The 13,678-nt window shown below is 46.1% G+C and carries 3 protein-coding genes, 5 rRNA genes and 1 other annotated feature (1 of these 9 only partly in view); of the genes, 7 read left to right on the forward strand and 1 reads right to left on the reverse strand.

The window, feature by feature from the left end; translation table 11 throughout:
* Positions 1-278, forward strand: a sequence feature (16S ribosomal RNA rRNA prediction is too short) (it extends 213 nt beyond the left edge of the window).
* Between the two features lie 270 nt (positions 279-548).
* The 7 genes from CDZ88_RS00215 to rrf (CDZ88_RS00245) all read left to right on the forward strand — a co-directional run bounded on the left by CDZ88_RS00215 (position 549) and on the right by rrf (CDZ88_RS00245) (position 11,906).
* Positions 549-3,486 (forward strand): 23S ribosomal RNA (locus CDZ88_RS00215).
* 246 nt (positions 3,487-3,732) lie between these two features.
* Positions 3,733-3,848, forward strand: a 5S ribosomal RNA gene (rrf, locus tag CDZ88_RS00220).
* 190 nt (positions 3,849-4,038) lie between these two features.
* The gene (locus CDZ88_RS00225) at positions 4,039-4,425 is read left to right on the forward strand and encodes an ArsR/SmtB family transcription factor (RefSeq protein WP_100371641.1); all 387 of its coding nucleotides are present in this window, start codon (positions 4,039-4,041) and stop codon (positions 4,423-4,425) included.
* Positions 4,418-6,538, forward strand: a complete 2,121-nt coding sequence (locus CDZ88_RS00230; protein ID WP_100371642.1) for a heavy metal translocating P-type ATPase — start codon at positions 4,418-4,420, stop codon at positions 6,536-6,538. Before CDZ88_RS00225 ends, CDZ88_RS00230 begins: the two co-directional genes overlap by 8 nt.
* Positions 6,539-6,906: 368 nt before the next feature.
* A 16S ribosomal RNA gene (locus CDZ88_RS00235) occupies positions 6,907-8,458 on the forward strand.
* A 270-nt stretch (positions 8,459-8,728) separates the two neighbouring features.
* Positions 8,729-11,666: ribosomal RNA gene (locus CDZ88_RS00240) — 23S ribosomal RNA — on the forward strand.
* A gap of 124 nt (positions 11,667-11,790) precedes the next feature.
* Positions 11,791-11,906, forward strand: a 5S ribosomal RNA gene (gene rrf, locus CDZ88_RS00245).
* The 16S, 23S and 5S rRNA genes sit together here, the layout of an rRNA operon.
* Positions 11,907-12,302: 396 nt before the next feature.
* On the opposite strand, the gene CDZ88_RS00250 is transcribed toward rrf (CDZ88_RS00245), so the two are convergent.
* Entirely contained in the window at positions 12,303-13,418 is a 1,116-nt protein-coding gene (locus CDZ88_RS00250) for an IS4 family transposase (RefSeq protein WP_100371643.1), read from the reverse strand.
* Positions 13,419-13,678 lie beyond the last annotated feature (260 nt).

Raw genomic sequence — 13,678 nt, forward strand, 5'->3', positions numbered from 1 at the left:
GCGAGGTTGAGCGAATCCCATAAAGCCATTCTCAGTTCGGATTGTAGGCTGCAACTCGCCTACATGAAGCCGGAATTGCTAGTAATCGCGGATCAGCATGCCGCGGTGAATACGTTCCCGGGCCTTGTACACACCGCCCGTCACACCACGAGAGTTTGTAACACCCGAAGTCGGTGGGGTAACCTTTATGGAGCCAGCCGCCTAAGGTGGGACAGATGATTGGGGTGAAGTCGTAACAAGGTAGCCGTATCGGAAGGTGCGGCTGGATCACCTCCTTTCTATGGAGTATTTTAACTCTAGTCGATGTATGACCTTGGGTCATATGCGCTTTGGATCTTTTGTTCAGTTTTGAGAGAACACAAAACTCTCAACATAAGCTAAGGGAATAAGGAACCACGCTAAGTTCGCAACGTCCTGTTGCAACGCCTGGTACTTACATCCTGTAAGCATTGTTCTTTGAAAACTAGATAATGAAATGTAAACATGAACGTTCATCGAAAGATTGAACGAGAATGTCAAGAATTCAACAACCTTTTTTAATTTTTTTTGGTTAAGTTAGAAAGGGCGCACGGTGAATGCCTTGGCACTAGGAGCCGAAGAAGGACGCGACGAACAGCGAAATGCCTCGGGAAGTTGTAAGTAAACGTTGATCCGAGGGTATCCGAATGGGGGAACCCACTATTCGTAATGGAATAGTACCCATGCCTGAATACATAGGGCATGAGGAGGCAGACCTGGGGAACTGAAACATCTAAGTACCCAGAGGAAGAGAAAGCAAATGCGATTACCTGAGTAGCGGCGAGCGAAACGGTAACAGCCCAAACCAAGAGGCTTGCCTCTTGGGGTTGTAGGACACTCAATACGGAGTTACAAAGAAATAGGATAGGCGAAGCGATCTGGAAAGGTCCGCGGTACAAGGTAACAGCCCTGTAGTCGAAATTCTATTTTCTCCTGAGTGGATCCTGAGTACGGCGGGACACGTGAAACCCCGTCGGAATCCGGGAGGACCATCTCCCAAGGCTAAATACTCCCTAGTGACCGATAGTGAACCAGTACCGTGAGGGAAAGGTGAAAAGCACCCCGGAAGGGGAGTGAAACAGATCCTGAAACCGTGTGCCTACAACTAGTTGGAGCCCATTAACGGGTGACAGCGTGCCTTTTGTAGAATGAACCGGCGAGTTACGATGTCGTGCAAGGTTAAGCTGATAAGGCGGAGCCGTAGCGAAAGCGAGTCTGAATAGGGCGATGAAGTACGACGTCGTAGACCCGAAACCGTGTGATCTACCCATGTCCAGGGTGAAGTTCAGGTAACACTGAATGGAGGCCCGAACCCACGCATGTTGAAAAATGCGGGGATGAGGTGTGGGTAGGGGTGAAATGCCAATCGAACTCGGAAATAGCTGGTTCTCCCCGAAATAGCTTTAGGGCTAGCCTCGAGGTTGAGAGTTTTGGAGGTAGAGCACTGATTGGACTAGGGGTCCCCACAGGATTACCGAATTCAGTCAAACTCCGAATGCCAAAAACTTTTACTCGGGAGTCAGACTGCGAGTGCTAAGATCCGTAGTCAAGAGGGAAACAGCCCAGACCATCAGCTAAGGTCCCCAAGTATACGTTAAGTGGAAAAGGATGTGGAGTTGCCCAGACAACCAGGATGTTGGCTTAGAAGCAGCCACCATTTAAAGAGTGCGTAATAGCTCACTGGTCGAGTGACTCTGCGCCGAAAATGTACCGGGGCTAAACGTATCACCGAAGCTATGGATTGACACCTTTGGTGTCAGTGGTAGGGGAGCGTTCTAAGTGCAGCGAAGTCAGATCGTAAGGACTGGTGGAGCGCTTAGAAGTGAGAATGCCGGTATGAGTAGCGAAAAGAGGGGTGAGAATCCCCTCCGTCGAAAGCCCAAGGTTTCCTGAGGAAGGCTCGTCCGCTCAGGGTAAGTCGGGACCTAAGCCGAGGCTGAAAAGCGTAGGCGATGGACAACAGGTTGAAATTCCTGTACCACCTCCTCACCGTTTGAGTAATGGGGGGACGCAGTAAGGTAGGGTAAGCGCGCTGATGGATATGCGCGTCCAAGCAATTAGGCTGAGAAGTAGGCAAATCCGCTTCTCGCGAAGGCTGAGTTGTGATGGCGAGGGAAATTTAGTACCGAAGTTCCTGATCCTACACTGCCTAGAAAAGCCTCTAGCGAGGTGAGAGGTGCCCGTACCGCAAACCGACACAGGTAGGCGAGAAGAGAATTCTAAGACGCTCGGGAGAACTCTCGTTAAGGAACTCGGCAAAATGACCCCGTAACTTCGGGAGAAGGGGTGCTCTATTAGGGTGTATGCCCGAGAGAGCCGCAGTGAATAGATCCAAGCGACTGTTTAGCAAAAACACAGGTCTCTGCGAAGCCGCAAGGCGAAGTATAGGGGCTGACACCTGCCCGGTGCTGGAAGGTTAAGAGGAGGGGTTATCCTTTGGGAGAAGCTCTGAATTGAAGCCCCAGTAAACGGCGGCCGTAACTATAACGGTCCTAAGGTAGCGAAATTCCTTGTCGGGTAAGTTCCGACCCGCACGAATGGTGTAACGATTTGGATACTGTCTCAACGAGAGACCCGGTGAAATTATAGTACCTGTGAAGATGCAGGTTACCCGCGACAGGACGGAAAGACCCCATGGAGCTTTACTGTAGCTTGATATTGGATGTTGGTACAGTTTGTACAGGATAGGTAGGAGCCTTGGAAGTCGGAGCGCCAGCTTCGACGGAGGCGTCGGTGGGATACTACCCTGACTGTGCTGACATTCTAACCTCGGACCGTGATCCGGTTCAGGGACAGTGTCAGGTGGGCAGTTTGACTGGGGCGGTCGCCTCCTAAACAGTAACGGAGGCGCCCAAAGGTTCCCTCAGAATGGTTGGAAATCATTCGAAGAGTGCAAAGGCATAAGGGAGCTTGACTGCGAGACCTACAAGTCGAGCAGGGACGAAAGTCGGGCTTAGTGATCCGGTGGTTCCGCATGGAAGGGCCATCGCTCAACGGATAAAAGCTACCCTGGGGATAACAGGCTTATCTCCCCCAAGAGTCCACATCGACGGGGAGGTTTGGCACCTCGATGTCGGCTCATCGCATCCTGGGGCTGAAGTAGGTCCCAAGGGTTGGGCTGTTCGCCCATTAAAGCGGTACGCGAGCTGGGTTCAGAACGTCGTGAGACAGTTCGGTCCCTATCCGTCGCGGGCGCAGGAAATTTGAGAGGAGCTGTCCTTAGTACGAGAGGACCGGGATGGACACACCGCTGGTGTACCAGTTGTTCCGCCAGGAGCATCGCTGGGTAGCTACGTGTGGACGGGATAAGTGCTGAAAGCATCTAAGCATGAAGCCCCCCTCGAGATGAGATTTCCCATGGAGTTAATCCAGTAAGACCCCTTAGAGATGATGAGGTTGATAGGTCTGGTGTGGAAGCGTGGCGACACGTGGAGCTGACAGATACTAATCGGTCGAGGACTTATCCAAAATTATTCTTGACACATGTTTACGAAACCACGCTAAGTTCGCGACGTCCTGTCGCAACGCCTGGTACCCACTTCCTGTGGGCATTATCTAGTTTTGAGAGAACAACTCTCAATTTTATATTATTCACGAAGAGGATCAAAGAGTTCGAGGAAGCAACGTAGGTCCTACCCGGAGCGTATCAAGCATACGTGAGGATAGGAAGAAGGAAGCTGACGAAGAAATCTGCCGATCATCTGAAGTGATAAGTTTGGTGGCGATAGCAAAGAGGTCACACCCGTTCCCATGCCGAACACGGACGTTAAGCTCTTTTGCGCCGATGGTAGTTGGGGGCTTCCCCCTGTGAGAGTAGGACGTTGCCAAGCATTTAAAAAGCATTCCATTTATGGGATGCTTTTTTTGTCTGTATAATCTTATAATGATCATCTGATTTCTTCTTTCTTATACTTAAACTCCATTTTCTATCGAGAGATATAATGGCCTCTCTAAAACGTTCAAACTTCCACTTGAATATTAAAAGGTTAATGGTCATAATATAATCAAATGAATATTTGAATGAAAAGTGAAGGTGATAAAGTGAGTAAAGATACATGTGACGTCTATAATTTTGATATAAATAAAGTCAACTCAATCCAAATAATGATGGAGAGTGAGAGCATCGTTTCTTTGGCAAAACTATTCAAAATATTAGGTGATGAGAATAGAGCAAAAATTTCATATGCGTTGTGTAAAAGTAATGAGTTATGTGTATGTGACATAGCTAATATTATTGGTGCTACAGTAGCTACTACTTCACATCATTTACGGACGTTAGATAAAGCGGGTATTGTTACATATCGAAAAGAGGGTAAGTTAGCTTTTTATTCTTTAAGAAATGATTCAATGGGTGAATTCATTATGAATACACTTAATCATGTGAAAGAAGAGATGGTTAATGTCTAAGTCCGACGAAAAGGTCTATCGTATTCAAGGTTTGACTTGTACAGACTGTGCTGCAGCATTTGAAGCAAATGTAAAGCGTATACCGAGCGTTAAGAGTGCTAAAGTCAACTTTGGTGCAGCTAAAATAACTGTAAAAGGTGTAGTCTCTATAAAAAGTATCGAAAAGGCGGGAGCTTTTGACAATCTACAAATTCGACATGAGAATGAACAAAAGGTAAAGCAAGTAACATTTTGGAGACAAAGAACTAATCTTAAGGTCTACTTTGCCGTTTTATTTTTAATAGGAAGCTTTCTTTTAAGGTTACAATTGGGTGAAGAGCATATTCTACCTGTGATCGGTTATGCATTAACAATTATCATTGGTGGTTACTCTCTTTTTGTAAAAGGGATAAAAAATCTTATTCGAATGAATTTTGATATGTCGACGTTAATGACAGTAGCGATCATAGGTGCTGCCGCCATTGGGGAGTGGGGAGAAGGAGCGATTGTTGTCATTCTATTTGCCATAAGTGAAGCACTTGAACGGTATTCCATGGATAAGGCTAGGCAATCTATTGAATCATTAATGGACCTTTCCCCAAAAGAAGCGATAATTAGACGACATGGTGAAGAATTAGTAGTTAGGGCAGAAGAGATTCAGATTGGCGATACAATGATCATAAAACCTGGACAAAAAGTGGCAATGGATGGAGTCGTAGTAAAAGGTAGGTCTTACATAAATCAAGCCACTATAACTGGGGAATCGATACCGGTGGATAAGAAAGAAAATGATGTTGTATTTGCAGGAACGGTGAACCAAGAGGGTCTTTTAGAGGTCAATGTAACAAAGCGAGTAGAGGACAGTACTTTAGCAAAAATCATTCACCTAGTAGAAGAAGCTCAAGCAGAAAAGGCACCTTCTCAACAATTTGTCGACCGTTTTGCAAAGTATTATACACCAGCAATCATTTTATTTGCTTTATTTTTAGTGATGTTTCCACCTCTAGCGTTCAATGCTGAATGGAGTGAGTGGATATATCGAGGATTAACAGTATTGGTAGTTGGTTGTCCGTGTGCATTAGTGATTTCAACTCCGATAGCTATAGTAACGGCCATTGGTAATGCCGCAAGAAATGGGGTATTAATTAAAGGTGGTATCTATCTAGAAGAAGCAGGATTAATGAAGGTAGTAGCATTTGATAAAACTGGTACTTTAACAAAAGGTACACCTGTTGTTACAGATCTTATCCCTTTTCATAAATATCAGAAATCCCATTTAACCATAGCGGCGGCTATTGAGAAGCACTCGCAACATCCACTTGCAACTGCGGTAGTAAAAAAAGCAGAGCAAAACAATTTAGATGTTGATGACTATTGTGTAGAAGATTTCCAAACTTACACAGGGAGAGGTGTGTCTGCTAGAGTACAAGATGACATGTACTTTATAGGAAGTCTAGCCTTTTTTGAAGAGAAGCTAAAAATGAAACTTCCTAATGATATGAGAAAGGAAATTTCCAATCTTCAAAAGCAAGGAAAAACGGTCATTATTTTCGGATCAGAAAAACAGGTTATATTCATATTAGCTATAGCAGATGAAGTAAGAAGTTCTGTCGCTAATGTTGTCATTAGACTTTATGAATTAGGGATTGAAAAAATAGTTATGCTAACTGGTGACAATGAACAAACAGCAAAATCTCTTGGCAGAAAAATTGGTATGTCGCACATTCAAGCAGAGCTTTTACCAGAAGAGAAGTTAAATGTGATAAAGGAACTGAAAATATCACATGGGAAAGTCGCTATGGTTGGCGATGGAGTGAATGATGCACCAGCGTTGGCGGCTTCAAGTGTAGGAATAGCTATGGGTGGTGCAGGGACAGACACAGCATTAGAAACAGCAGATATTGCACTAATGTCAGATGATTTAAATCAACTAACATACACGATTGAATTAAGTCGTAAGGCACTAAGGATTATAAAACAGAATATATTATTATCATTAACTATAAAGGTAATAGCGCTAATCTTAGTTATTCCCGGTTGGTTAACATTATGGCTAGCTATTTTTGCTGATATGGGAGCAACTTTAATCGTTACGTTGAATAGCTTACGCTTATTAAAGCTTAAAAAGAAATAACAATTTATTATTTAGAAGTACGAGTCAAAAAGAGGGGGAGCAATATTAGATCCTCGTTTCTTTTTGGCTTTTTTTAGAGTGTAAAAGGCTTAACGTGTTTATAATATCTGAAAAACAATTAAGAATCTCAAAAAAATGTTGACGGTTGTCGATTAAGCTGGTAAAGTAGAATCTGTTGCTACAAAAGACAACATAGGAACAAAAAACATTTTTAAAAAGTTGTTGACTTTTGAATCTGAGATTGATATGATAATAAAGTCGCTAACAACGACGCAACAAAAACGTTCTTTGAAAACTGAACAAAAGCCAAGCGAAAAAATGAGATACATGATATCTCGTCAATGTTTTATTTTGAGCAATCAAACACTTTTATGGAGAGTTTGATCCTGGCTCAGGACGAACGCTGGCGGCGTGCCTAATACATGCAAGTCGAGCGGATCAAAGGGAGCTTGCTCCCTTTGATTAGCGGCGGACGGGTGAGTAACACGTGGGCAACCTACCTATAAGATTGGGATAACTCCGGGAAACCGGGGCTAATACCGGGTAATCCGTTTCTCCACATGGAGGAAAGGTAAAAGATGGCTTCGGCTATCACTTGTAGATGGGCCCGCGGCGCATTAGCTAGTTGGTAAGGTAATGGCTTACCAAGGCGACGATGCGTAGCCGACCTGAGAGGGTGATCGGCCACACTGGGACTGAGACACGGCCCAGACTCCTACGGGAGGCAGCAGTAGGGAATCTTCCGCAATGGACGAAAGTCTGACGGAGCAACGCCGCGTGAGTGATGAAGGTTTTCGGATCGTAAAGCTCTGTTGTTAGGGAAGAACAAGTGCCGTTTGAATAAGGCGGCACCTTGACGGTACCTAACCAGAAAGCCACGGCTAACTACGTGCCAGCAGCCGCGGTAATACGTAGGTGGCAAGCGTTGTCCGGAATTATTGGGCGTAAAGCGCGCGCAGGCGGTCTTTTAAGTCTGATGTGAAAGCCCACGGCTCAACCGTGGAGGGTCATTGGAAACTGGGAGACTTGAGTACAGAAGAGGAGAGTGGAATTCCACGTGTAGCGGTGAAATGCGTAGATATGTGGAGGAACACCAGTGGCGAAGGCGACTCTCTGGTCTGTAACTGACGCTGAGGCGCGAAAGCGTGGGGAGCAAACAGGATTAGATACCCTGGTAGTCCACGCCGTAAACGATGAGTGCTAGGTGTTAGGGGTTTCGATGCCCTTAGTGCCGAAGTTAACACATTAAGCACTCCGCCTGGGGAGTACGACCGCAAGGTTGAAACTCAAAGGAATTGACGGGGGCCCGCACAAGCAGTGGAGCATGTGGTTTAATTCGAAGCAACGCGAAGAACCTTACCAGGTCTTGACATCCTTTGACCACCCTAGAGATAGGGCTTTCCCCTTCGGGGGACAAAGTGACAGGTGGTGCATGGTTGTCGTCAGCTCGTGTCGTGAGATGTTGGGTTAAGTCCCGCAACGAGCGCAACCCTTGATCTTAGTTGCCAGCATTCAGTTGGGCACTCTAAGGTGACTGCCGGTGACAAACCGGAGGAAGGTGGGGACGACGTCAAATCATCATGCCCCTTATGACCTGGGCTACACACGTGCTACAATGGATGGTACAAAGGGCTGCAAAACCGCGAGGTTGAGCGAATCCCATAAAGCCATTCTCAGTTCGGATTGTAGGCTGCAACTCGCCTACATGAAGCCGGAATTGCTAGTAATCGCGGATCAGCATGCCGCGGTGAATACGTTCCCGGGCCTTGTACACACCGCCCGTCACACCACGAGAGTTTGTAACACCCGAAGTCGGTGGGGTAACCTTTATGGAGCCAGCCGCCTAAGGTGGGACAGATGATTGGGGTGAAGTCGTAACAAGGTAGCCGTATCGGAAGGTGCGGCTGGATCACCTCCTTTCTATGGAGTATTTTAACTCTAGTCGATGTATGACCTTGGGTCATATGCGCTTTGGATCTTTTGTTCAGTTTTGAGAGAACACAAAACTCTCAACATAAGCTAAGGGAATAAGGAACCACGCTAAGTTCGCAACGTCCTGTTGCAACGCCTGGTATTTACATCCTGTAAGCATTGTTCTTTGAAAACTAGATAATGAAATGTAAACATGATTGTTCATCGAAAGATTGAACGAGAATGTCAAGAATTCAACAACCTTTTTTAATTTTTTTTGGTTAAGTTAGAAAGGGCGCACGGTGAATGCCTTGGCACTAGGAGCCGAAGAAGGACGCGACGAACAGCGAAATGCCTCGGGAAGTTGTAAGTAAACGTTGATCCGAGGGTATCCGAATGGGGGAACCCACTATTCGTAATGGAATAGTACCCATGCCTGAATACATAGGGCATGAGGAGGCAGACCTGGGGAACTGAAACATCTAAGTACCCAGAGGAAGAGAAAGCAAATGCGATTACCTGAGTAGCGGCGAGCGAAACGGTAACAGCCCAAACCAAGAGGCTTGCCTCTTGGGGTTGTAGGACACTCAATACGGAGTTACAAAGAAATAGGATAGGCGAAGCGATCTGGAAAGGTCCGCGGTACAAGGTAACAGCCCTGTAGTCGAAATTCTATTTTCTCCTGAGTGGATCCTGAGTACGGCGGGACACGTGAAACCCCGTCGGAATCCGGGAGGACCATCTCCCAAGGCTAAATACTCCCTAGTGACCGATAGTGAACCAGTACCGTGAGGGAAAGGTGAAAAGCACCCCGGAAGGGGAGTGAAACAGATCCTGAAACCGTGTGCCTACAACTAGTTGGAGCCCATTAACGGGTGACAGCGTGCCTTTTGTAGAATGAACCGGCGAGTTACGATGTCGTGCAAGGTTAAGCTGATAAGGCGGAGCCGTAGCGAAAGCGAGTCTGAATAGGGCGATGAAGTACGACGTCGTAGACCCGAAACCGTGTGATCTACCCATGTCCAGGGTGAAGTTCAGGTAACACTGAATGGAGGCCCGAACCCACGCATGTTGAAAAATGCGGGGATGAGGTGTGGGTAGGGGTGAAATGCCAATCGAACTCGGAAATAGCTGGTTCTCCCCGAAATAGCTTTAGGGCTAGCCTCGAGGTTGAGAGTTTTGGAGGTAGAGCACTGATTGGACTAGGGGTCCCCACAGGATTACCGAATTCAGTCAAACTCCGAATGCCAAAAACTTTTACTCGGGAGTCAGACTGCGAGTGCTAAGATCCGTAGTCAAGAGGGAAACAGCCCAGACCATCAGCTAAGGTCCCCAAGTATACGTTAAGTGGAAAAGGATGTGGAGTTGCCCAGACAACCAGGATGTTGGCTTAGAAGCAGCCACCATTTAAAGAGTGCGTAATAGCTCACTGGTCGAGTGACTCTGCGCCGAAAATGTACCGGGGCTAAACGTATCACCGAAGCTATGGATTGACACCTTTGGTGTCAGTGGTAGGGGAGCGTTCTAAGTGCAGCGAAGTCAGATCGTAAGGACTGGTGGAGCGCTTAGAAGTGAGAATGCCGGTATGAGTAGCGAAAAGAGGGGTGAGAATCCCCTCCGTCGAAAGCCCAAGGTTTCCTGAGGAAGGCTCGTCCGCTCAGGGTAAGTCGGGACCTAAGCCGAGGCTGAAAAGCGTAGGCGATGGACAACAGGTTGAAATTCCTGTACCACCTCCTCACCGTTTGAGTAATGGGGGGACGCAGTAAGGTAGGGTAAGCGCGCTGATGGATATGCGCGTCCAAGCAATTAGGCTGAGAAGTAGGCAAATCCGCTTCTCGCGAAGGCTGAGTTGTGATGGCGAGGGAAATTTAGTACCGAAGTTCCTGATCCTACACTGCCTAGAAAAGCCTCTAGCGAGGTGAGAGGTGCCCGTACCGCAAACCGACACAGGTAGGCGAGAAGAGAATTCTAAGACGCTCGGGAGAACTCTCGTTAAGGAACTCGGCAAAATGACCCCGTAACTTCGGGAGAAGGGGTGCTCTATTAGGGTGTATGCCCGAGAGAGCCGCAGTGAATAGATCCAAGCGACTGTTTAGCAAAAACACAGGTCTCTGCGAAGCCGCAAGGCGAAGTATAGGGGCTGACACCTGCCCGGTGCTGGAAGGTTAAGAGGAGGGGTTATCCTTTGGGAGAAGCTCTGAATTGAAGCCCCAGTAAACGGCGGCCGTAACTATAACGGTCCTAAGGTAGCGAAATTCCTTGTCGGGTAAGTTCCGACCCGCACGAATGGTGTAACGATTTGGATACTGTCTCAACGAGAGACCCGGTGAAATTATAGTACCTGTGAAGATGCAGGTTACCCGCGACAGGACGGAAAGACCCCATGGAGCTTTACTGTAGCTTGATATTGGATGTTGGTACAGTTTGTACAGGATAGGTAGGAGCCTTGGAAGTCGGAGCGCCAGCTTCGACGGAGGCGTCGGTGGGATACTACCCTGACTGTGCTGACATTCTAACCTCGGACCGTGATCCGGTTCAGGGACAGTGTCAGGTGGGCAGTTTGACTGGGGCGGTCGCCTCCTAAACAGTAACGGAGGCGCCCAAAGGTTCCCTCAGAATGGTTGGAAATCATTCGAAGAGTGCAAAGGCATAAGGGAGCTTGACTGCGAGACCTACAAGTCGAGCAGGGACGAAAGTCGGGCTTAGTGATCCGGTGGTTCCGCATGGAAGGGCCATCGCTCAACGGATAAAAGCTACCCTGGGGATAACAGGCTTATCTCCCCCAAGAGTCCACATCGACGGGGAGGTTTGGCACCTCGATGTCGGCTCATCGCATCCTGGGGCTGAAGTAGGTCCCAAGGGTTGGGCTGTTCGCCCATTAAAGCGGTACGCGAGCTGGGTTCAGAACGTCGTGAGACAGTTCGGTCCCTATCCGTCGCGGGCGCAGGAAATTTGAGAGGAGCTGTCCTTAGTACGAGAGGACCGGGATGGACACACCGCTGGTGTACCAGTTGTTCCGCCAGGAGCATCGCTGGGTAGCTACGTGTGGACGGGATAAGTGCTGAAAGCATCTAAGCATGAAGCCCCCCTCGAGATGAGATTTCCCATGGAGTTAATCCAGTAAGACCCCTTAGAGATGATGAGGTTGATAGGTCTGGTGTGGAAGCGTGGCGACACGTGGAGCTGACAGATACTAATCGGTCGAGGACTTATCCAAAACTATTCTTGACACATGTTTACGAAACCACGCTAAGTTCGCGACGTCCTGTCGCAACGCCTGGTACCCACGTCCTGTGGGCATTATCTAGTTTTGAGAGAACAACTAACTCTCAATTTTCTAGTTTGGTGGCGATAGCAAAGAGGTCACACCCGTTCCCATGCCGAACACGGACGTTAAGCTCTTTTGCGCCGATGGTAGTTGGGGGCTTCCCCCTGTGAGAGTAGGACGTTGCCAAGCATCTAAAAAGCATTCCATTTATGGGATGCTTTTTTTTGTCTATGTAAATGGATAGGGTAGGCTTCTGTGATTAATTGTTGAACGCCACAACTCTATTTAAAAGATGCTTTTCATCTATATAAAATGATCTGTATGATGTGAAAGAGTTTTTAAGTCCGTAGGAGTAAGCAAGAATTTGCTATCAGGTGATTGGGTGTTTGTTAAATTAAAAGTTGATTATTCAAGAAAAAAATAATGATAAAAATAATCACTAGTGTTGCATAAATAACGATTGAAAATTCAGTCTTTGTTTTTCTTCCCGTTTGAGCCAAAAAAGCTAGTACCCAAGCAAAGGTGGCTCTGTCCATTTGGAAAAATATTTACAATTAAACGTGAGTGACGACGACATGACTTGGTTTAAGGAACGGTTTTCCCTTTGATCTTTCGTTCCCAATAATGCGCTGATTTCCACAAAAGTGCCCGCAAGTACCTGGTGATCTGCAAGAGTGTTTTCTTACTATTTGTTTTGAGTTGAATCAGCACGTTCAAGCTAAAGGCTATGAGTGCAATGAATACTTGATTCTCGATAGCCTCTTCACTTTGACCATAGAATTTCTTGACCCTAAGGTGTTGTTTGATCCACTTAAAGAACAATTCAATCGCCCAGCGTGATCGATACATCTCTGAAATTTCTTCTGCGCTCACATCAAATCGGTTCGTGATCAGTTTTAGTTCATTGCCTTTTGAATCGGCAACCTTCAAGAGACGAAAGACGTTTTCTGCCCGATTTTGAGTGGTTCCAATCAAGACCATTTGATCCGTGTGTACATTGGTTTCAGGCGGTAGTTCGAATTCATCAACCACATGTACAACGGCATTTTTACGTAGTCTAGAGAGGAAAAAATACCCCTCATCTGTCATTCGATCAAACCGTTCATAATCGAGATAACCGCGATCAAACACATACATGCATTCTTTGTCATCCACCATCACTTCTAGTTGGTTACGGTCATGTTCTTTAGCTGGTGTCAGCACAGCCTTTTCTGGATAAGAAGATCCTTCTTTCATGAATACAAGGCGTAAATGTAGCTTTACTCCTGCCTTCGTTTGGCGGAGTTTCGCCCATTTATGATTGGTCAGGTTCAACGGAAGTGTACTTGAGTCAATCACCTTTAATGGCATACTCCGTTTCTTTCCCGTGGTTTGATCCTGAATTTGAGTGACTAAATCAAGGAACAACCTATGAAAAATCTCTGGGTTCATCCCATTTAACCGTCTTGATAACTGAGAGACACTGATAGACTCTAAGTTAACCCCACCTTGAAGGTCATCTTCGAGAAGAAAATCAATCAAGGCATGTAAACTTTCAACTTCTTCAAGCTGTGCGTACAGCAACAATTTCAGAAAAGATTCTGTCGTTAATTTCTTTGTATAATAATCTAAATGTAACGTTTTCACTAGTTCTTCAAATAATCGAAGATTTATTGGTGAAAACCATTGTCCAAATGAAGTTTTTCGTGTAATCTTGTCCATGAGTTGGTCCTTTATTTTTGGATTTGGACAGGTTACCACCTAACAAATCCATTATAAAGGACTTTTTCTTTGCTTAAAATGAAATAATCGAAGATTTTGAGTCTTTTTAATATTGTGAACTAATTAATGCAACACTAGTGAAAAATAATAAGTAATGACAAAAGAGTTGTTGACGGTTGTCGATTAAGCTGGTAAAATAGAATCTGTTGCTACAAAAGATAACACAGGAACAAAAAAACACTTTTAAAAAGTTGTTGACT

The organism is Bacillus sp. FJAT-45037, assembly GCF_002797325.1.
Classification (GTDB): Bacteria; Bacillota; Bacilli; order Bacillales; family Bacillaceae_D; genus Alkalihalophilus.

What these genes read in the sequence shown, in the direction of transcription:
- CDZ88_RS00225 (WP_100371641.1), top strand. Translation starts at nt 4,039, where the DNA reads ATGAAAAGTGAAGGTGATAAAGTGAGTAAAGATACATGTGACGTCTAT.
- CDZ88_RS00230 (WP_100371642.1), top strand. Translation starts at nt 4,418, where the DNA reads ATGTCTAAGTCCGACGAAAAGGTCTATCGTATTCAAGGTTTGACTTGT.
- CDZ88_RS00250 (WP_100371643.1), bottom strand. Translation starts at nt 13,418, where the DNA reads ATGGACAAGATTACACGAAAAACTTCATTTGGACAATGGTTTTCACCA.